Raw genomic sequence first — 20451 nt, 5'->3', positions numbered from 1 at the left:
ACAAATGCTAAAATATAGAACTGAAACCTCGTTTTTTGAATTAAGCCCAAATTTAAAAGAAATATTAGGTGAGACAAATTCTTTTTTTTTAATATTAAATGGTTTGCCTAAGAAAATTATTTATCAAGAATATTCGTTTTTTAAACAACCAATATTAAATCAGACGGAAATTTTATTAGGACAAACTATTGGAGATAAAAACCCTCATAACTTGGTTATTAAATTAGAAGATAAAGCAATTTATCATAAATGGAATTTTGAAACGAATAATCCATCATATGTTTATCTTGGAGAAAATGTCGAAACATTGTGCCAATCACTTTTTATAAATGACTTTATTATTAAACGCTTAATATTATCCGAAAAATTGGGAAGTTACCAAGAAAATCATGAGAAGTATGCCATATTATTAAAAGAATTAATACTTGATATTGAAAGTAATAAAATCCTTGGAGGAGCTTGGGGAAGTTTATTTGAGGAAATGAGATTAGGAGTAATTTAATTATTTTACCAAATTTGAGTAATAAATTAATTAATAAAAGGTGTTGACAGAAGTCAAAATTTAAATGAATTTTATTTGGAATTTGTAAAAAACTATAGCTATTCCAAACTTTATGGAAGAAATAAAAATTTAAAGGCACATCAATATTTGATTAGTTGTAAAAAAGGTAACTTGTTAGAATTTTGATGAAGAAAGTATTGATCTATGGATGAAAAACGATATTCAAATTATAAACTGTAATAAATTTGAAATAGTTTTGTATTATACAATACCCGCAAATTGGCATTTCAAAAAATTTATCTCAAAAAACGATATATGATTATAAAGCAAAAAATACATTTAGGAAAATCATCATTTTCTGGTGTAGAAGTTATGGATGGTGTTTTAGTAGAATTTTATTGTGCCAATGGAGGAGGTTTTAAACACGAAGTTTTTGTATCACCTAATAGTCCATATCTCAATGATTTAGTTACTGAAGGAAAAATTGATTTTGAATCATTATCAAAAAAAGGAGTTGCTACAATGTCAATTTTCGAAAAGCAAACACCATTATTATTTCAATATCAATTTTTTAATTCAAAAGAATGTAATAATGATTATCTAATTATATTCCGTCTTGGCGAGTGGCAGAATGGTCGCTATATGTGCGAAATAAATGCAATACTTGAAATAGATTTGAATAAATAAATTGAGTTATTAATTTACAGCTCCACAAAGTGTCCACCCCGCTGCGCAAAGTCTGAAGACTCATATCTTTGCGTTTTTTTTAGTTCTTAAAAACCGTAAATAAGATAAAAGCCTCCTGACTTCCCGCTCTCCGAAGTTTTCCTGACAAAAAGCTGCGCAAAATTTCACAACAAGCAACCCCGCTGCGCAAAGTGTAGATGCTCCGCAAAGTCTCCCGACTTTGCGTTTTTTTTAAAGCTCCTGAAAGCAAAAAAAAATGTCAAAAGTCTCCCGACTTTTAACGTGAATGTCTTTAGAATTATATGCATTTCAAATCATTATAAAAAACTTTCATCAATACACCAAATCCCTGCCCCAGATAGCAGCGACAGCCCCGATAATTGGAACACTATTTTTTACAGCTACTACAGAGCGACCAGCGGAAGCTCCTGGAGTTGCTAGTAAAAAAAGGGTTCTAATGGAGGGCTATAGCGGATAGCTGGATAAGGCACATTAGTATACTTTTTAGCAATAATGCAAAACAAAAACGGTATGACTAATTTTATTGGCAATTAATTTAATAAACTTAGCTAAAAAAACTACTTTTGATTCCTTTATAAAATGAGTGAAAATGATTCTAAAGAAGTCCCTGCTATTCCCAACTATATATCTTCTACTTTTTGCTGTCATTGGGTATTCCCAAAAAAGAGAGATGCACCCCAAAAACGAATTTAGAGCCGTTTGGATTGCCACCGTTGTCAATATTGACTGGCCAAAAAAAAGCACGGATTCGGTTGAGAAACAAAAAGCCGACTTTATCGATATTTTGGATACCTACCAAAAACTCAATTATAATGCCGTAATTGTTCAAATTCGCTCTGTGGGTGATGCACTGTATCCAACAATATTGGCGCCTTGGTCCCGTTACCTGACCGGAAGAGAAGGAAAAGAGCCAAGTCCTAATTATGATGTACTCGAATGGATGATTACCGAAGCCCATACCCGTGGTTTTGAATTTCACGCTTGGCTGAATCCCTATCGAGCCACATTCGACTTGAAAACCGAAACCTTAAGTCCAAACCATGATTACTACAAACATCCCGAATGGATGATTGAATATGGAGGAAAATACTATTACAACCCTGCCCTACCCGAAGTGCAGCAACACCTGACATCGATTGTCGAAGAGGTAGTAATAAAATACGATATTGATGCCATACACTTTGATGATTATTTTTATCCATATAAAATAAAAGGAATCGAATTTAATGACACTGCTTCTTATCAAAAGTTTGGTAATGGGCTTTCTCTACCCGATTGGAGGCGTTCCAATGTGACTACTTTTGTTAAAAACATTTCTTCCAGCATCAAAAAACTAAAGCCTTGGGTACAATTTGGCATCAGTCCGTTTGGAGTTTGGCGCAACAAATCGGTTGACCCAAAAGGCTCCGACACACTCTCGGGACAAACCAATTATGATGATTTATATGCCGATCCTATTGATTGGATGAACAAAAACTGGATTGATTATATCGTACCGCAACTGTACTGGAGCATTGACCACAAAACAGCTTCGTATGCAAAATTAATCAAATGGTGGTCTGAAAATGTACCAAGCAACACCGCATTGTATGTAGGAAACAGTACCTACAAAATCAAAGCAGATTCAGACAAACACTGGAATAATAAATTTGAAATTCCGAATCAGATTGACCTTACCCGTTCTTATCCTAACGTGCAAGGAAATGGATTTTTTAGTGCCAAGTGGTTTATGAACAAAAACATGGATGTGGTCAAGGTACTTCAAGAATATGAATACAAATATCCAGCATTGCCATTGCCAGTTCCTAATTTTAAAAAGGCTATTACGGAAACGTTAGTCATCAATTCCATCACTAAGGATACAGCCAATTATTATATTTCTTTTCAGAAACCAAAACTGCTGTCAAAAGTGAGGTACATAGTCGTTTATGGTGCCAAAGACGCTTCAAAAATAAACATTAATGATGCCTCCCAAATTCTGGACAAAATTGCAGTAACAGAAGAAAATGAAGGATTCAGCATCGAAGTGCCCGACTATAAAATGATTGGCAAAACGGCCTTTGCCTTTACTTTCGTTGATTATTATGCCAATGAAAGCCCGGAAACAATAATAGATTTACAGGTAGAAACACAAACAAAATAAAGGTTTAGAAAGTTTAAAATGGTTTAGCAGGTTTAGGAGTTAAACCATCTTAAAACAAATAAACGTTAAACGATTAAGCAGTTAAAAACTAAACTTCTAAACTTCTAAACTTTTAAACTTTTAAACTTTCTAAACTTTTAAACCTCCTCAAACAATGAAAGACAACAAACCTTGGTATTGGATTCCGTTTTTAAATTTTGCTTCGGGTTTTCCGTATGCTATTATTATTTCGGTTTCGGTGATTATGTACAAAAATCTGGGAATTGCCAATGAAGACATTGGAGTTTATACAAGTTTACTGTACTTACCTTGGGTAATCAAACCGCTTTGGAGTCCGTTTATTGATTTGTATGCCACCAAAAGAAAATGGTTTTTGGCAATGCAATTGCTGATTGCGATAGCCTTTTTGATTGTTGGAATAACCATTCCGATGAATCATTTTTTCATGCTGAGTTTGGCGCTGTTTTGGGTAGCTGCATTTGCCTCGGCATCCAATGATGTGGCCAGCGATGGTTTTTACATGTTGGCTTTAGCCAAAGAACAACAATCTTTCTTCCTCGGGATTAGAAGTACTTTTTATAGACTTTCAATGCTTACCGCCAATGGATTGATTGTGATTCTGGGTGGTTTTTTGGAACACAAATTCGGAGACAAAAGCAAGGCTTGGTCATACACAATGATTGTTGTGGCCTTGATTATGGCTGTCCTGACAGTATACAACTTTTTCACTACTCCAAAAGTGGAAGAAATTACTGAGACCGAAACAGCTCCAAAAGCAAGCTTCGGTGAAGTGTTTGCTACTTTTTTTCAAAAGAAACAAATTGGTCTGATACTGGCTTTCATTTTACTTTTCAGATTAGGAGAGTCCCAATTATTAAAAATGTTGACTCCTTTCTTGATTGATGAAAAAGCCAAAGGCGGTTTGGGATTAACTACCGAAGATGTGGGAATCATTTATGGAACTTTTGGAGTAACTGCCCTTGTTATTGGAGGAATTCTGGGTGGGATTGCCATTTCCAAAGGAGGATTGCGCAAATGGATGTTGCCTATGTTCCTATCGATGCACCTACCCATAATTGGTTTTATCCTATTAGCTCATTTTCATCCCACTTCTGTTTATTATATTTATGCAACGGTTATAGCAGAGCAATTCGGATACGGTTTTGGCTTTGCTGCCTTTATGATGTATTTGATTTACGTTGCTGAAGGTGAATCTAAGACTTCACATTATTCCATCGCTACTGGTTTCATGGCTTTGGGAATGATGCTTCCAGGAATGTTGAGTGGTTATATACAGCAATATTTAGGCTATGGAAACTTCTTTATTTGGGTATTTTGTGCCACCATCCCTGGATTAATTTTATCTCAATTTCTAAAGTATCCCGCTGATTTTGGAAAGAAAGCGAAAGATAAATAAACATAATATTTTTTAAACATAAAAGTCATATAAATTTATTTAAAATAATAGCTATTAAATACTTAACTTTAATAGCTATACAAAATTAAGCTTATATACTTATATGGTTAAATTAGATATCATATTCATTTTAAAATGACACTAGAACAAAAAATAGGACAATTCTTTTTTCCTGCCGTTTTCATCAACGACACGGAAGAGAATATTCAGGAAATGGAACAGTTAATCAAGGAACATAACATTGGTGGATTGACGTTTTTTCATAGCAGAGCCAGTGCAGCAACCAACTATGAGAGCAAGAAAAAAGTAGAATTCAACGATAATAGCTATCAACGATTGAAAGACCTGATTGTACGTTATCAAAAATGCGCCACTACTCCCCTATTAATGAGTATTGATGCCGAATGGGGCTTGGCCATGCGCGTTGAAAAAACACCTCAATATCCTTATGCCATTACCCTTGGCGCTTTGCCCGAAAGAAAAATCGACTTGGTGTATCAAGTGGGAAAACAAATTGCATTAGACTTAAAATCGGCGGGAATTCATTACAATTTGGCTCCGTTGGCCGATATAAATAACAACCCTGACAATCCAGTGATTGGATACCGTTCTTTTGGTTCCAACAAAGAGAAAGTGGCTCAGTATGCTTTGGAATACCTTCGCGGAATGTCGGATGTTGGAATTTTAGGTTGTTTGAAACACTTCCCAGGTCATGGAAATACCAATGTGGATTCGCATTTGGGACTTCCTGTTTTACAGGAAAATCTCGAAGAATTACTCGAAAACGAATTGGTGCCATTCATAAAAGGAATAGAAAATCAAGTAGATTCCATCATGATAGGTCATCTTGCTGTTCCCGCTTTGAACGACGGAAAAGAAACTTCGGCCACTTTATCCAAAAACATTATAGAATCTCTTTTGCGCGAGCGATTGGGTTATGATGGTTTGGTTATTTCGGATGCTTTAAATATGCATAGCGTTTCAAAATTATACGATACTAAAGGCCAATTGGAATGGGAAGCCTTCAACGCTGGAAACGATGTGCTTTGTTTTGCAGAAAACGTAGCCGAAGGTATTCAGGAAATACTAAAAAATGCAAGCCAAGAGCGAATTGAGGCGAGTTTGAACCGCATTATGAAATGCAAACAAAAAGCAGGCCTTTTTGACGCAAATCCAAGTCCTGCTGTTGATTTTGACTTCAAAGTCACTTCCGAATTAAACCGAAAAATAGCCGATTATTGCATTACCGACCTCAAGGACAACAACAGTTCTGTGGTTCTTTTTGATGCAAAAAACAGGGAACGTCTCGCTAAATTGAGTGTTTACAAACCTATCGATAATCCATTTTTTAAAACCTTAGGTCCCATCTTGCCATCCCCTGAATATGCGATTGAAAATGCCAATGACTTAATTGACACAACGCTCATAGAAGATCTAAAACCATTTGACACCATCCTTATTTCTTTATTTGTTCCAAAAGCAAAACCACTGAATAAATTTGATTTGGAAGATTCAGTTTTGGAATTTTTAGGACAATTATTTCAAACCAAAAAATGCATTCTGTATGTTTTTGGAAATCCGTATGTCCTACAAGTAATTCCAAATTTGGAACACACCAACGGAATTGTGGAGATGTACCAAGATTTTGTAGAATTTCAGGAAAGCGCAGCCGAACAATTATTGGAAGACAAAAAAGGAAAAGGCAGTTTACCAGTTTCAATAACAGGTATTTAACAATATTTAATAACCATACGCTATCATTAAATAAATATTAATAATCAAAATTTATCTAAAACACCTTTTTATATCTATTATATTTGCGGCATAAAATAACTTTAAAACTAAAAAAATGTCATTAGTAGGTAAAAAATTCCCAAGTATTGCAGTAGACGCTATTTCAGAAATGGGTGATAATTTAAAAATCAACATTTTCGAAGAAGCTACAAAAAACAACAAAAAAGTACTTTTGTTTTGGTACCCAAAAGATTTCACTTTTGTATGTCCAACAGAATTACACGCTTTCCAAGCTGCTTTACCGGAATTTGAAAAAAGAAACACAATCGTAATTGGAGCTTCTTGTGATACTAACGAAGTACACTTTGCTTGGTTAAACACTCCAAAAAACAATGGTGGAATTGAAGGTGTAACTTACCCAATTCTTGCAGATACAAACAGAAACTTAGCTAACATTTTAGGAATTCTTGACATCGAATCTACTAGCTACAGCGAAGATACAGATTCAGTAATCATCGAGGGTTCAAACGTAACTTACAGAGCTACCTATTTAATTGACGAGACTGGAAAAATCTTCCACGAAAGCGTTAATGATATGCCTCTAGGACGTAACGTAAACGAATATTTACGTATGGTTGATGCTTATACTCACATTCAAGTAAAAGGTGAAGTTTGTCCTGCAAACTGGGAAGCTGGTAAAGAAGCTATGAATGCTGACAGAAAAAGTACTGCAGAATACCTAAGTCTTAACTAATAATATCAATTAATATCATAATATCAATGGCAATGACAATGGCAATTTCAATAGTTAAGAATTGCCATTGTTATTGAAATTGACATTGAAATTTAAAAATCTATGTTAATCGAATTAAACGAAGATACGTTAGGGGCTTTAATAGCACAAAACGAAAAAGTGGTGGTTCAATATTCAGCCTCATGGTGTGGAAATTGCAGAATCATGAAACCAAAATTCAAAAAATTGGCTTCAGAAAATGACGGAATTTCATTTGTTTTGGTTGATGCCGAGAATTCTCCAGAATCCAGAAAACTAGCCAACGTAAGCAATTTGCCTACTTTTGCTACTTTCGTAAATGGAAAATTAGTAAACGAAACCCAAACCAACAAACAAGAAGTTTTAATCGAATTGGTTAATGAAATTGTTTAAATAATTATTGGAATTTTAGACTGTTAGATTTTTGAATCTTTTATCTAAAAATCCAGCAATCTAAAAATCTAAGAAATGAAGTTACCCGTAATAAAACACCTGACCCAGTTCATCGAGGAAAACGATCAGGATTACATAATCGAAACCATCGAAGTGCTGGAAGCCATGACCGAAATTCCCTCATTAAAAGATGAAGAATTAGACGTCATCGGTGAATTAATTTCAAACATGTACGGAGCCATTGAAGTTCACAAAATGGTACAGCAAGGCACCGACAAGAAAGAAGCCTTAAACACCTTCATGAAAAGAGTCCTTGGCTCAATAGATAAATAAAATCATTCTTAAGTAGATACAAACGCATTCTGTAATGGGCTGCGTTTTTTTGTTTAAAACACGTTTAGAATAAAAAATTGCCATAAACTTTCATTAAACTTCATCCAAAGATTTTCTTCCTCCTAATCGTATGTTTTTAAAATGACTTGGCGAAAGCCCTGTGACTTTCTTAAACTGATTGCTCAAGTGGGCAACGCTGGAATAATTCAGCTGGAAAGCAATTTCCCCCAAAGACAATTCTTTGTATGCCAATAATTCTTTGACTCTTTCTATTTTCTGGGCAATAAAATATTTTTCAATAGTTGTCCCTTCTATTTCCGAAAAAAGATTGGAAAGATAAAAATAATCGTGATACACATTTTGGCTCAGATAATCTGATAAAGTAATTTTTAGGTCATTGTTTTGCTCATGGATCAATTCAATGATTAATGATTTTATTTTTTCGATATACCTGCTTTTTTTGTCGTCGATCAATTCAAATCCCAATTCTTTAAGTACAAGATCCAATTGAGCCTTTTCTGATGCATCCAAATCTTTTTCGATGGTTACTTCTCCCAATTCGATATTTAGTGCAGTTATCCCGAGTTTTTCCAATTCTGCTTTGACAACCATTTTGCAACGGTTGCAAACCATATTTTTAATGTAAAGAATCATTATTGTTGAAGTTTATAATACAAAGATACTTCAAAAGGAATGTTTTTTTTCGAAGTCATTAGCTAATAATACAGCCTAAAATCCAGCAACTTACACAGAGCATAGTGCTTTTGATACAATTTTTCCACAATTTCCACTACATCATCATATTCTTGGCATAAGCTAAAGAAAGCCTTGTCTATCGTACTGCAACTAGCTATTTTATCGTATTTTGCACCATAGCCTGAAACAGCGTATGCTCCCGTAATATCTAAGAAGTATTGTGCTTCTTCTGCGTCTAAGTCCAATATTTTTGCATTGGCAAAATGGATGATTTTTCCTTTCATTTTGCCTTCAAAAATTTCGGCTATTTCTTCTATACTGTAGTAATAATTATTAAGGCAAATGCTGTTTTCCTTTCCAGGCATTACCAAATATATGATTTCGTAATCGGTAAAATTATGGTCATGATAAAGTAATGCATTCAAACTGTCTTCTAATCCTTCAATGGTGTCACAGGTTTTATAAATACTAGCTATACCTTGTTCTATCGCTAACTGTTCCAGATTTTTAACCACTTCGGTAGTGGTACGTATCTCTACATCGGGAACAGCTTCGAGGCAGAAAATAAATTGGTCGCGATCCATGAAATTATGTTTTTTTCGGTTGCTATTAGTTCATGCTTGGTCCTTCTGGTATTTTAATTTTAATCTTGGTTTTCTTTGCAATTAGCAAATATAACGCGAAACCACCTAAAACTGTCAATAGTGCAATTTGAAGTTGACCCCAAGTAGTATTCTCCCTATGAATGGAATTGGAACTTTCCATTTTGGATTTAGCCTCATTAATCTGAATTTGAGACAATAATTTCAATGTTTTCAGGGCCTGATTACTGGATTCGGTTACTTGGTCCCAGTTATTGTTTTGCGACTGAACTTCAACAGCAGAGCAAGCAGCGAGGAAGGATACAAAGGATGCTTTTTCTTTGGAAGTCAAAAATGTATTTAGATATAATTTATCAATTTTATGAATACGTTGCATGGCAGACTCAATAGCAGCTTTTTTTTGCCAGTCATTAAGTTCACTTTGTAAAGCTTTTGCTTTTATGGAATAAAGTTCATTGTCGTACTGAAAGATATAGTGAGCAACCACCAATCGGTCATTATAGATAGCATTGATATTTTCGTTTGCTTTTTGGGAGTTTTGCAGTCTGATAAAATTGCTAATTAATATAATAACCATAACAATCAACAAAACAAGTGCCGCTTTGGTTTTGTTGTTGGATTTTTTTAAATCATTCATCTCGATGTCTTTTGGTTATGCAATATAAGCCATTGGCTTGAATTTATTACAGCAAAAGAAGTGATTTCTGAAAAGTATCATCACAAGTTCATAAAGTTAATAATAGATTTATTAAAAGTAATAATTACTTTTAAAATTTGAAAAAAATAATTTTCAATTTGAGGCCGCAGACTGTATTTGACCCTACAACAATCTGAAAAAGTAGAATTCCAAATCAAATGTAACTTAAATTATCACGCAGAAATAAAATGAATATAAATTATAACACATAGATTCTTAGCAAGATACATTGTCGGCTAATTTTAAAGCTAGGCTATATAATTTTTAAAAGAAAAACGCACTAATAAAAAAAATTTTGAAAGAGTTATTCTGCTTTTATTTTTTGGCATACCAAAAAAAAAATGAAGATTCTTGTTAATGATAAAAAAAAAAACATAAAATATTGATAATCAGTAATTTATATGATTTTTATCATGTTTTTATTTTTAAAACATAGTACCTTTATACCTTGAAATTTGAAGTTTAATCAATTAAAAAATTAACATTATGTCACTAGCTGTATCAAAAAAAAGAACAGGAAGGGAATTACCGCTTTTAATCGATAATCTCTTCACCCGCCCATTTTTTGGGCCATCATTGTTTGATCTCAATGGTTTATTATTTGAAAATGATTTAGCTCTTGTTCCATCTGCTAATATCATTGAAAATGGAAAAGACTATGAAATAGAATTAGCTGCACCTGGCTTAGAACGCAAGGATTTTAAAGTAGAAGTAGAAAATGATACTCTGATTGTGAGTGCAGAGAAAGAAGAAGAGAAAAAAACTGAAGATAAAAATTATCGCAGTAGAGAATTCTCTTATAATTCGTTTTATCGTACCTTCAGCCTTCCAAAAAATCTGAAAGTGGATAATATTAATGCTGAATATCACAATGGTGTTCTCAAAATAACACTTCCTAAAAAAGAGCCTACTATTTCCAAACCCATAAAACAAATTAAAGTAAATTAATTTGTTATTGAAATAGTCCCTTTTTTCAAATAGTTAAATCAATCCTTCATTTCCTTACGATTGGTTGTAGATATTTATATCTACTACTATTTTAAAAGTTTCTGGTTTGCTTGGTATCTCATTTGTATCCAGAAAAATATTGCTTGGCAAATTATGGAATTAATCAATACAAGGAGGAATGTGAAAGGATTTCTTTATTTTTCTATAAAAATTAAAAAGCTTTTAAATAGTACTATTTAAAGGCTTTTTGTTTTCTCTAAAATTTCAAAAAAAAACATGTCCTATTAAAACACATTAATTGTTTAATTATCATATTCAATTGCTCGATTTTAGGCTATTGCTTATCTCCTGCATCTAGAGGCAGTAGAGCTTCATCAATATTATTTTTCACCAACCATAATATCCCTATTCCAGAACTCATAAATAAAAAATATTTTGGACACGACTGAACCTTTAATCACTCTTTGCGCATTTCGTCAAAAAAAGGAGTTGTTTTTTCTTCGACACATTTTACGGCATATAAATACATTGCCGCACTCCAAGTTTGCCAATTTTGACCTTTTGGCTCCCCATTCTGCGCTTTTATCCATTCATTAAATCCATAATTAATATTTTTATCATTCATATAATTGACAGATACATCAGCATTCATGGCAGCAGATTGTTCTGAAGTATTCGTTTTTTTTAAGCATTCAGTCAATATCATTAATTTCTGTTCTGCCAATTCAAATCTTTTTGCCGCCACCAATGCTGCGATATAAAAACCACATACAAAAGGCCAAATACCTCCGTTATGGTACTCCCCAGGATTATTATATTCCGCGTATCTTTCGTACCAATCAGGATCATTTGGATTGATAAAAGGAAAAAAATTAGGTGGCAGATTGATTGCCAATAATTCGTTATTTTTCATTGCTTCACATTCGGCCTCAATCCAAGAAACCATTTCATCAGCCCTTCTTGGAGATGCAATCCCGGATAAAATAGCAAGACAATTTCCTAACAAATCAAAACGTTCACTACTGTAAACTTTATATGACCAAAACGCATAATAAGGTTTATGCTTGAGAACCAACCCCTCGTGCACATGGTAGTGCATGATACCGCCAGTAATAGTAAACTGTTTCATTTCATGGTATAAATTCTCTGCTCTTTCAGATTGATTTAAAATTTTCAAATAACTATACGTCAAAGTGTTTACAAATAATCCGTAACCAAGTACCCATTGCTCGTCACGCCAATCACTGGTGGGTTGCTGGGCAACTAGATATAAGTCCGATGGACTTTGATATTCCATCCAAACTAATGCTTTTTGAACGGCATCATTTAAAAAATTAGATTCATTTTTTACCTGCCTGTAAATACCAACTCCCAATAAAAACAAAGGTGTTGTATCACTTGCTCCCCGGTCATCAGAATCGTGAACCAGCGAGGAAATATGTCCCCTTTCTGACTGGTGTTTTGCCAAGGTTTCCAAAACTTTCCGAATGCTATCTAATAACTGTTCATTTCCAGAAACGGCGATCCCTAGAATCGAAATCAATAAATCTCTGGTATAGGGTTCTGGATACCCCCAACCCGCCGTTCTTGGAAGCCCGTGAAATGGACCATTCATGTTATGCAAAAGCACTTCAAGTGCTGCTTTTTTAGCTACATTTATTTCTGAAGAGTGTTGAGAATTAATCATTACAGTTCATTTTATTCCTAATTTGTCATTCATTATATCTATAAATTTTTGGGCTACAATTCTATAATCAAAGTTTTCTACTACTCTTTTCCTTCCTTCTTTTCCCATTTTTTGTCTTAATTTTGCATCGCTCATGAGTTCGAATAATCCGGTGGCGATATTTTGAACGTTTGCGCGATAATCGACCGTTCGAGGTTCTTTAAATTTGACCCTAGAATTATTTTCAAATCCGGATTCATCACCAAGAGTAACTTCGTCAACTACAATTTTTTTTGCAACATTAGCCAAGAATGCAGTTTCACGATGAATCAAGGTATCCAACATCCCCATCGCCTTAATTCCAATAACCGGTTTTTCACATGCTCCTGCTTCAACTTGTGGCATTCCAAATCCTTCTAATCGAGAGGGTGCAGCATAAATATCGCAAGCCGCAATGAGGTAAGGCATGAAATTTCTGGAAATAGTGTTCGTTGCGTAGGTTATGTTTTTCTCTATACCCAAATCAGATGCCATTTGCAGATCTTCGAGATTTTGGTACTTAGTCCGCTGTTGAGGCCAAACCTTACAAACATATTTCCAATCTGGGGCTTTAGCATCGATAATTGCTAAGGCTTGCATAACTTCTTGGGCACCTTTCGACGCAGCGTCTCCTCCAACTGTTAAAATCATTAATTGATCAGGAGGAATCCCCAAAGATTCGCGAACAGCAATTATTTTAGGATCATTTTTATCATAAGCTTTGAAAGAATCGGTATCGCATCCCACAGGTAAAACTTCAATTTTATCACCATTGATTCCGTCTCTAACATACATTTCTTTCACCCAATGCGATGTAACTAATATTAAAGGAAGCTCATTTAAAACTTCCTGATAATTGGCGATATAGCCATCCGCTACCAACCACGGAACCGGTTGAACACCATATCGCTGTGGATGTAAAATTAGCTGCGGCGTATGCCCCCAGTAACCAATACCAACCACTACATCGGGTTCAAACCAGCGATAATACCACTCTTTTTCTTGTGCTGAATCAAAATGAACAGCATGGGTATCAACTCCTAATTCTAACAAACCCCTGTACAAAAGATCACCTTGAGTTGCCAACCCTCCAGGCGAAGGCGGATAATCATAAAGCACCAATACTTTCATCGAAATTAATTTTATCTCTTATTTATTCAAAAAGGCAACTGCCGAATTTGGATCTTTGAAAACCCAAAAAGCTTCCATTTTTGGTGTTGTTTTTGCTTCCCAACTGTTTTCTTCGAAGCCATAAGTCTCGGTTATAATCTTATATTTTTTAATCCAAATATCGTCTCTGAGCGTTTCGAAATAAGAAGCACTTTTAATTGCTCTTGGGAAATATTTTTTCTCCCCATCTTCGTAAGCAAAAACCCAAAGGGCATCAGCATTAATTTTTCCTTCATTCCAAAGCATAATTACGGCTTTACTCACTTCCTCGTGTCGCAAATGTTTTGTGTATTCCCCCTGCGGACTATGGGTTATTATTAAATCAAAATGCTTTTGGGGCCATAAATCCAATAGGTATTGTTCCACTTCAATTGCGTCCAAAGGCTTTTGTTCGGGACCATCATCAAGATTACCCAGTATTCCTTGCGCATTTAAAATTTTTAAAACTTTATAAAATTTAGAGGAACGATCTTCATCATTTTTTCTACAAAGACTAATAATGAAATAGTCCCATTGGGGGTTATTCAGTATCGTCCCTCCTGCCCAAAGGATTTCATCGTCTGGGTGTGCAACTATTACAACTACTGACCTATTTAATTTATCGTCCATCCTTTAAAACACTTTTTTGTATCTGAATAAATAAGAGATGACGGTTTTTGAAATGTCTTTTTTTATGATGCGATACAATAATTTATACTCCAAAAGGATATGTTTCTGGCAATTGTCTCACATTAGGATTAATATGAAGTGGATGCAAAGCCGAAGTTTCATCAATATAGATAAAAGAATTGTAGCGATAAGGCATTTTACTGGGAACATAATTTCCTAAAAATTCGTATTTAGGGCGATAAACTACACCAATAGCGCGGTGACCAAATTTTTTATCGCCTATTTTTTTCTTCATATTGTGATTCATAAAAATAATTCTGTCTTTGGCATTTAATTGATGCAATTCATATTCCCAACTGTGTTTTACAGCTTCTGGAACTTTCATAATCTGCATTACATCACCCCATTCCCGACCTGCGATTACGGTACCTTGATAAGAGCCAAATCCAACAGAGTATACTTCGTCCTCATTATGCTCCTGATTGACTATTTGCCCTACATTAATCATTCCTTCGGCAACCATATCCGTAGCACGGGCATCACCAATATGGGTGTTATGCTCCCAAATAATACCTTTTGCTTTTGGCCCATGAAATTTCATTAAATTATTTAAGGTATAAACCATGTGTCGATCACGTATATTCCAGGATTCAGCACTTGCTTTTATCATGGCCCGATAATACCTTTCCGCGTTAACAATTATTTGCGCATTTTGTTCTACACTCATTACAGCTTCCGGATCTGTATTATAACTTGGTGCATTCATTCTTATTTTAGACAACAGTTCGATCACATCGTTTTCGCAAAGTGAGGGAATCATTTGGGTAGCTCTGGCATATTCTTGGCCTTCACCACGATTATATGGTTCAAAACATTTAAAAGCTTTGACAGCAGTTTGCTTTGTTTTGAGGTCTTTTTTATCCAAATACTCAATTATGGATTCAAATGATTCCCAGAGGCTGTAGACATCCAGCCCGTAAAAACCTATTTTGTTTTTTTGGGGAAGTTTTTCGTTAAATTCGCGAAGCCATTCTGCCAAAGCCACCATTTCCCAATTTGCCCACATCCAGGTAGGCCAACGGTTGAAAGCATGAAGCACTTCTTCTGCTGTTTCTCCTGAGTTTGGATATTTTTTCACATAACGATTTAATCGATAACAATCCGGCCAATCCCCTTCAACTGCGATGAACGAAAAACCTTTTTTCTCAATCAAAATTTTACTTATCTGAGCCCGCCACACATAATACTCATGAGTCCCATGGGATGCTTCGCCAAGCAGAACATATTTGGCTTCACCTATCTTTTCCACTAATTCATTCAATGAGTTTTCATTTTTTAATTCTATAGAGTTTTCTAGGATTAAATTCCTTAAATCAATTATTTCACTGTTTTGATTGGGGTCATTTTTGATGTGAAAAGTTTTCATTTTAAATTATTTTTTGTTTTCCAAACTATAAATTTCATCCATTAGCTGGATAACTTCTTCATCTGATACTTGAGAAAAATCCAAATAATATCCTCCAACACCAACAAAATCATTTGTAATCAGAGGACAGATAAATTCATCAACTTTGCTCATAATTTTTTTAGCCGAATCAGTTGGAGCAACTGGTACGGCAATAACAATTTTTTTGGGTGATTTACGACGTATCATTTTTATGGCAGCCAAGAGTGTATTACCTGTTGCAATTCCATCATCAACAATGATAACCGTTTTGTTTAATAATTCGATTGGACTGCGATTGCCCAAAAATTTTTTATATCGCTTTTTAAGTGATTCTTTAATTTCGAGTATTTGATTATTAATATAATCTTTGGAAATGTATGGATAATCATCTATAATTTCGTCTTCTAAACTTACTGCACCAATTGCCAGTTCTTTATTTAATGGATGTCCTATTTTTTTTGTCAGTAATAAATCCATGGGGAAATGATATGCTTGAGCAATATGATATCCTATTGGCACTCCTCCTCTAGGTACTGCAAGGATAACACAATTATCATTTTTGAATTTTTCTAACAACAAAATTAATTTTAAGGACGCATCGTATCTATCAGCGAAAAGCATGAGATTTTTCTTTAGCGTTAACAATGTATTCCGTGAACCATTTAGATGCTAAATAGGCTACCTCCTCCAACGTGCCAGCCTCTTCAAATAAATGGTTTGCACCATCAATAATCTCAAGTTTTTTATGGCAATTGAGCTGCATATAGGCTTGTTGGTTGAGTTCTATTACTATACGATCCAAACTGCCAACAATCAATAAAGTTGGCACTTGAATTAGCGGTAAATCATCGAAAGCAAGATCAGGTCGGCCACCGCGAGAAACTATAGCTTTCACTTTATCCTTCAGTCTTGCAGCGGCTTTTAGTGCTGAAGCTGCCCCCGTACTTGCCCCAAAATATCCAATCGGAAGATTTTTTAGATTGGGTAATTTAGAAACGTAATTTGTTACTGCAATAAGTCGTTGAGTAAGCAAATCAATATTGAAGCGATTTTCGTATACCGCGTCTTCCTCCATTGTAAATAAATCTGTAAGCAAAGTTGCTATATTACTCTGATTCAATACACTGGCGACAAAATTATTTCTTTTGCTAAAACGACTACTACCACTACCATGTGAAAAAAATACTAAAGAATTTGCCGCTTTTGGAACAGTCAAATTACCCTTTAAGATTAATTCATCAACCGGGATGTCAATTTCAATTGTATCCATCTTTTTTGAATTTTATATTAAACAATTCAGTAAAATGAAAAGGTTCAGAATAATAAAAGAATATATTTATTTCATCATAAAGATAAAAAAATATACTCTACAAAGTACTGATAATTAGTAAATTATACTATATTTTTTTAACTATTTTTTATCAATCCATATTGGAATGAAGATTGAATAAGAAAAAGAAAATGTATTCTTAAAAACTGCTAATTCCGATGATATTGACCACCTGATTTCAGTCTAAAATTACAGACTAATTCTGGAGAAAAGTGACCACCTTCGTTTTTTTATTTGTTAACTAGTGCGATTCAAGCTCTATCTATAGTTTTATTAAAGTTGTCCTTATCCCCACAATTGGAATAATTTTAAAATATTCCAGGTAGCAGAGTGTATAATTTGTTGAAGTGTTATCTACAAAAATAAGCGTCTATGTTTATCGTAAAAAATTTTATTTTCTTGACATATCAACAAAACTAAGGACATACCAAGAATGGATTCTGAGGCATCCATAACATCAAAAAGCAAATAGCCATGATCGATATCCAGACTTAACAGAATTTGACTAAGTTGTCTTTCGCGATTACTTCTCATAACTTTCCATGAATGTCTGTTACGTAGACCTCAAATTCTAATTTGTTTATATAGTCATTTTGTTCTTCTCCCAAAGGTTCATCTCTTAGGATATCATTAAATGAATATTTTACAGCAAAATCAGATACTATTATCATTGTAATCTCTTTAATCATTTTTTTTCTCAATTGTTTAGTGTTAATTGGTTTATAATATTGATCTGGTTTACAAATAGAAAAAAATTAGTTTTTGATGCGTAAACAACATTTTTAAACAGAAAAATTCTTTAAATGCAATAGTGGTGCAATAGATTGAAATTTCTTTATAAGAAACTATATTGATAAAGCAGTTTATCTTGTAAACTTATAGAAATAAATGAGGAAGAACTCGTAATTGATTTTTTTTTGGAACCAAAGGGGAATTTGATGCTGGCAATTGATTAACAAACTCGCAATAAATTACTAGCGAACAGGAAAAAACAATTCAAAATTTAAAATAAAAAACTGTCAATAGTGCAATTTGAAGTTGCCCCCAAGTAGTATTCTCCCTATGAATGTAATTAGAACTTTCCAGTTTGAACTTAGCTTCATGAATCTGGATTTGCGACATAACCATAACTATCAACAAAGCAAGTGCAGCTTTGGTTTTGTTGTTGATTTTTTTAAATCTTTCATCTCGATGTCTTTTGGTTAAGCAATATAAGTCATTGGCTTGAATTTATTTTAACAACTAAAATGATTTCTGAAAAAGTATTGCGTCAATAAAAAAACTATCTACATGACAAAATTCAAAAAAGGGCTTGACTTTTTAAATGTCAAACCCTTTTTCTAACTAACAAACTTTTAAAACAATGCTCTTTTTTATTTATTCAACATTACTCTTTTTCTTTAAAGTAATTTGCTTCCCACAAACTGTATCTTTTTTTCTGTGTTTCAATTTTTGTCTGGAATTCAGACCAGTTTTTATTTTCTTTTGGAGACCACAAAACTTCGCTTAATGCACTCAAACGTGGAAAAATCATGTACTCCACCTTGGCAGGATTTTGCATGTATTCTGTCCAAATATTTCCTTGGGCTCCCAAAACATATTTAGCCTCTTGCTCATTCAATTCCTTTGGAACTGGCTCATAACTATAGATTTTTTCTAAGTTCGTAAAACCACCAATAGTAACTTCCTTTTCATTTTTGGTTTGGGAGTGATCTAAATAAACGTGACTTCCTGGAGTCATAATTACTTGATGTTTATCTCTTGCTGCTGTTATTCCGCCAGCTTCTCCCCTCCAACTCATTACAATAGCATTTGGTGCAAGTCCACCTTCTAGAATTTCGTCCCAGCCAATTAATGTTCTTCCTTTTCCATTAATATATTTCTCCATACGCTGGATGAAATAACTTTGAAGCTCATGTTCGTCTTTCAATCCTTTTTCTTTTATCATCTTTTGACAAAACTCACTTCTTTTCCAATCATCTTTAGGAGATTCGTCTCCGCCCACATGAATGTATTTTGAAGGAAATAATGTCACCACCTCGTCAATAACATCTTCCAAAAATTTAAATGTATATTCAGTTGGAGCATAGACATCCGTAAAAACACCCCATGTTTCCTGAACAATTTTAGTTTTTCCGTTTGCCAATTCTTGTTTGCTCCTATCGGAAATCATCTTATCTGAGAGTTGGGTTTTCTCTTCTGGAAAACAACTCAACTGTGGATAAGCGGCAATGGCAGCGCTACTGTGCCCCGGCATTTCTATTTCTGGGATAACCGTAATAAAACGATCAGAAGCATATTTTACAATATCTTTAATTTCTTCTTGAGTATAAAATCCTCCCTCTGGAGTATTATCACTTCCTGTACCTGGGTAATGGCCAATAATAGACCCATTTCTTTTGGAACCTATTTCGGTAAGTTTAGGGTATTTTTTTATTTCGATTCTCCACCCCTGATCTTCGGTTAGGTGCCAATGAAAATAATTCATTTTATGCAAAGCCAAATAATCGATGTATTTTTTAACAAAAGCAACTGGGAAAAAGTGACGCCCAACATCCAGCATAGCACCTCTATATACAAAACGAGGCTCGTCTTTCACATCTACTGATGCAATTGTAAGGCTATTGCTTTTTTCAACAGGCAGCAATTGAATCAATGTTTGCATTCCATAGAAAGTATCAATTGGCGAATTTCCATTAATTAGAACACCTTTATCGTCTGATTTTAAACTATAGCCTTCGCTTTTTAGTCCCTCGGCGTGCTTGCCACTTTTCAACTTAATGGAGTTTTTATCAGCTTTTTTAACTATCGGCAATTCAAAACCATAGTAATCCAATAAATATTTATTCAAGAAAGCCGCTGTGGACTTATCCTCTTTACTGGTTACAACCAAACTTGTTTTAGTGTTAATTACAAAATTCCCTGTGTTTCTGGTAACTTGTACTGGCTGGGGAATGATATTTACTTCCTGTGCAAACGACAATGCGCTGCATAAAAGAAGTGAAACGATAAATGATCTAACCATGATTATGTTTTAATTTATTTATTACTATTGAATTTTTACTAATACTCCCACCTAACAAAAGCCTCCATAGCTGCATAAGTGGCAAGTCCAAGCTGTTGATAAAACATGGCAGTTTCTCTATTTCTGTCTTCGGCTCTTTGCCAGAATTCCCTAGCATCCGATCCTTGAAACACCACACCATCCTTTTGGGATTGGTGCTTGAATATTCCCTGTCTTTTTT

The 20451-nt window shown here is 34.2% G+C and carries 21 protein-coding genes; 10 read left to right on the top strand and 11 right to left on the bottom strand.

Annotated features, from left to right (window positions below):
• The first annotated feature begins 4 nt into the window (after positions 1-4).
• From DOS84_RS11675 to DOS84_RS11635, 9 genes are all read left to right on the top strand, one after another.
• A complete protein-coding gene (locus DOS84_RS11675; RefSeq protein WP_111410308.1) occupies positions 5-502 on the top strand; it encodes a hypothetical protein in 498 nt (165 codons plus the stop codon).
• A 315-nt stretch (positions 503-817) separates the two neighbouring features.
• The gene (locus DOS84_RS11670; protein WP_124020639.1) at positions 818-1189 is read left to right on the top strand and encodes a hypothetical protein; all 372 of its coding nucleotides are present in this window, start codon (positions 818-820) and stop codon (positions 1187-1189) included.
• 286 nt (positions 1190-1475) lie between these two features.
• Positions 1476-1667: a hypothetical protein gene (locus DOS84_RS11665; RefSeq protein ID WP_111410306.1), complete on the top strand. Its 192-nt coding sequence runs from the start codon at positions 1476-1478 to the stop codon at positions 1665-1667.
• A gap of 132 nt (positions 1668-1799) precedes the next feature.
• Entirely contained in the window at positions 1800-3353 is a 1554-nt protein-coding gene (locus DOS84_RS11660; RefSeq protein ID WP_111410305.1) for a glycoside hydrolase family 10-like protein, read from the top strand.
• A 154-nt stretch (positions 3354-3507) separates the two neighbouring features.
• Positions 3508-4770: an MFS transporter gene (locus tag DOS84_RS11655; protein WP_111410304.1), complete on the top strand. Its 1263-nt coding sequence runs from the start codon at positions 3508-3510 to the stop codon at positions 4768-4770.
• Between the two features lie 135 nt (positions 4771-4905).
• Positions 4906-6504, top strand: a complete 1599-nt coding sequence (locus tag DOS84_RS11650; protein WP_111410303.1) for a glycoside hydrolase family 3 protein — start codon at positions 4906-4908, stop codon at positions 6502-6504.
• A 115-nt stretch (positions 6505-6619) separates the two neighbouring features.
• Positions 6620-7258, top strand: coding sequence for a peroxiredoxin (locus DOS84_RS11645; RefSeq protein WP_077378516.1), 639 nt, complete (start codon positions 6620-6622; stop codon positions 7256-7258).
• A gap of 102 nt (positions 7259-7360) precedes the next feature.
• Entirely contained in the window at positions 7361-7669 is a 309-nt protein-coding gene (locus DOS84_RS11640; RefSeq protein WP_111410302.1) for a thioredoxin family protein, read from the top strand.
• A 75-nt stretch (positions 7670-7744) separates the two neighbouring features.
• Positions 7745-8002: a DUF6952 family protein gene (locus DOS84_RS11635; protein WP_077378508.1), complete on the top strand. Its 258-nt coding sequence runs from the start codon at positions 7745-7747 to the stop codon at positions 8000-8002.
• Between the two features lie 93 nt (positions 8003-8095).
• On the opposite strand, the gene DOS84_RS11630 is transcribed toward DOS84_RS11635, so the two are convergent.
• The 3 genes from DOS84_RS11630 to DOS84_RS11620 all read right to left on the bottom strand — a co-directional run bounded on the left by DOS84_RS11630 (position 8096) and on the right by DOS84_RS11620 (position 9937).
• The gene (locus tag DOS84_RS11630; protein ID WP_207802055.1) at positions 8096-8656 is read right to left on the bottom strand and encodes an AraC family transcriptional regulator; all 561 of its coding nucleotides are present in this window, start codon (positions 8654-8656) and stop codon (positions 8096-8098) included.
• A 62-nt stretch (positions 8657-8718) separates the two neighbouring features.
• Complete coding sequence (locus DOS84_RS11625; protein ID WP_111410300.1) at positions 8719-9282, bottom strand: DUF6642 family protein; 564 nt, start codon at positions 9280-9282, stop codon at positions 8719-8721.
• A gap of 25 nt (positions 9283-9307) precedes the next feature.
• Positions 9308-9937, bottom strand: coding sequence for an MCP four helix bundle domain-containing protein (locus tag DOS84_RS11620; RefSeq protein WP_111410299.1), 630 nt, complete (start codon positions 9935-9937; stop codon positions 9308-9310).
• Between the two features lie 546 nt (positions 9938-10483).
• Here DOS84_RS11620 and DOS84_RS11615 point away from each other — a divergent pair.
• Positions 10484-10945 carry an Hsp20/alpha crystallin family protein gene (locus DOS84_RS11615; RefSeq protein ID WP_111410298.1) on the top strand — a complete coding sequence of 154 codons (462 nt, stop codon included), beginning with the start codon at positions 10484-10486 and terminating at the stop codon, positions 10943-10945.
• Positions 10946-11402: 457 nt separating this feature from the next.
• Here the strand turns inward: DOS84_RS11615 and DOS84_RS11610 are convergent, their stop codons facing one another.
• From DOS84_RS11610 to DOS84_RS11570, 8 genes are all read right to left on the bottom strand, one after another.
• Positions 11403-12632 (bottom strand): glycoside hydrolase 100 family protein, encoded by a 1230-nt coding sequence (locus tag DOS84_RS11610; protein WP_111410297.1) that lies wholly within the window; start codon positions 12630-12632, stop codon positions 11403-11405.
• A 6-nt stretch (positions 12633-12638) separates the two neighbouring features.
• Positions 12639-13781, bottom strand: coding sequence for a glycosyltransferase family 4 protein (locus tag DOS84_RS11605; RefSeq protein ID WP_111410296.1), 1143 nt, complete (start codon positions 13779-13781; stop codon positions 12639-12641).
• 18 nt (positions 13782-13799) lie between these two features.
• Entirely contained in the window at positions 13800-14429 is a 630-nt protein-coding gene (locus DOS84_RS11600; protein ID WP_111410295.1) for a PIG-L deacetylase family protein, read from the bottom strand.
• An 82-nt stretch (positions 14430-14511) separates the two neighbouring features.
• On the bottom strand, positions 14512-15855 hold the full coding sequence (locus DOS84_RS11595) for an erythromycin esterase family protein (RefSeq protein WP_111410294.1): 1344 nt from the start codon (positions 15853-15855) through the stop codon (positions 14512-14514).
• A 6-nt stretch (positions 15856-15861) separates the two neighbouring features.
• Positions 15862-16452, bottom strand: coding sequence for a phosphoribosyltransferase (locus tag DOS84_RS11590; protein ID WP_165830428.1), 591 nt, complete (start codon positions 16450-16452; stop codon positions 15862-15864).
• A gap of 31 nt (positions 16453-16483) precedes the next feature.
• Entirely contained in the window at positions 16484-17146 is a 663-nt protein-coding gene (locus DOS84_RS11585) for a dienelactone hydrolase family protein (RefSeq protein ID WP_111410292.1), read from the bottom strand.
• A 1447-nt stretch (positions 17147-18593) separates the two neighbouring features.
• Positions 18594-20231, bottom strand: coding sequence for a beta-N-acetylhexosaminidase (locus DOS84_RS11575; protein WP_111410290.1), 1638 nt, complete (start codon positions 20229-20231; stop codon positions 18594-18596).
• 38 nt (positions 20232-20269) lie between these two features.
• A partial coding sequence (locus DOS84_RS11570; protein WP_133255352.1) for a hypothetical protein occupies positions 20270-20451 on the bottom strand: 182 nt, incomplete at its 5' end.

This window comes from Flavobacterium aquariorum (assembly GCF_003254745.1).
Lineage (GTDB): Bacteria > Bacteroidota > Bacteroidia > Flavobacteriales > Flavobacteriaceae > Flavobacterium > Flavobacterium aquariorum.
Note: the sequence above shows the minus strand (reverse complement) of the source record. Positions and strands in the feature narration are given on the sequence as shown.

Excerpts from the sequence above, each read along its gene's own strand:
- DOS84_RS11675 (WP_111410308.1), top strand. The coding sequence starts at position 5 with ATGCTAAAATATAGAACTGAAACCTCGTTTTTTGAATTAAGCCCAAAT.
- DOS84_RS11670 (WP_124020639.1), top strand. The coding sequence starts at position 818 with ATGATTATAAAGCAAAAAATACATTTAGGAAAATCATCATTTTCTGGT.
- DOS84_RS11665 (WP_111410306.1), top strand. The coding sequence starts at position 1,476 with ATGTCTTTAGAATTATATGCATTTCAAATCATTATAAAAAACTTTCAT.
- DOS84_RS11660 (WP_111410305.1), top strand. The coding sequence starts at position 1,800 with ATGATTCTAAAGAAGTCCCTGCTATTCCCAACTATATATCTTCTACTT.
- DOS84_RS11655 (WP_111410304.1), top strand. The coding sequence starts at position 3,508 with ATGAAAGACAACAAACCTTGGTATTGGATTCCGTTTTTAAATTTTGCT.
- DOS84_RS11650 (WP_111410303.1), top strand. The coding sequence starts at position 4,906 with ATGACACTAGAACAAAAAATAGGACAATTCTTTTTTCCTGCCGTTTTC.
- DOS84_RS11645 (WP_077378516.1), top strand. The coding sequence starts at position 6,620 with ATGTCATTAGTAGGTAAAAAATTCCCAAGTATTGCAGTAGACGCTATT.
- DOS84_RS11640 (WP_111410302.1), top strand. The coding sequence starts at position 7,361 with ATGTTAATCGAATTAAACGAAGATACGTTAGGGGCTTTAATAGCACAA.
- DOS84_RS11635 (WP_077378508.1), top strand. The coding sequence starts at position 7,745 with ATGAAGTTACCCGTAATAAAACACCTGACCCAGTTCATCGAGGAAAAC.
- DOS84_RS11630 (WP_207802055.1), bottom strand. The coding sequence starts at position 8,656 with ATGATTCTTTACATTAAAAATATGGTTTGCAACCGTTGCAAAATGGTT.
- DOS84_RS11625 (WP_111410300.1), bottom strand. The coding sequence starts at position 9,282 with ATGGATCGCGACCAATTTATTTTCTGCCTCGAAGCTGTTCCCGATGTA.
- DOS84_RS11620 (WP_111410299.1), bottom strand. The coding sequence starts at position 9,937 with ATGAATGATTTAAAAAAATCCAACAACAAAACCAAAGCGGCACTTGTT.
- DOS84_RS11615 (WP_111410298.1), top strand. The coding sequence starts at position 10,484 with ATGTCACTAGCTGTATCAAAAAAAAGAACAGGAAGGGAATTACCGCTT.
- DOS84_RS11610 (WP_111410297.1), bottom strand. The coding sequence starts at position 12,632 with ATGATTAATTCTCAACACTCTTCAGAAATAAATGTAGCTAAAAAAGCA.
- DOS84_RS11605 (WP_111410296.1), bottom strand. The coding sequence starts at position 13,781 with ATGAAAGTATTGGTGCTTTATGATTATCCGCCTTCGCCTGGAGGGTTG.
- DOS84_RS11600 (WP_111410295.1), bottom strand. The coding sequence starts at position 14,429 with ATGGACGATAAATTAAATAGGTCAGTAGTTGTAATAGTTGCACACCCA.
- DOS84_RS11595 (WP_111410294.1), bottom strand. The coding sequence starts at position 15,855 with ATGAAAACTTTTCACATCAAAAATGACCCCAATCAAAACAGTGAAATA.
- DOS84_RS11585 (WP_111410292.1), bottom strand. The coding sequence starts at position 17,146 with ATGGATACAATTGAAATTGACATCCCGGTTGATGAATTAATCTTAAAG.
- DOS84_RS11575 (WP_111410290.1), bottom strand. The coding sequence starts at position 20,231 with ATGGTTAGATCATTTATCGTTTCACTTCTTTTATGCAGCGCATTGTCG.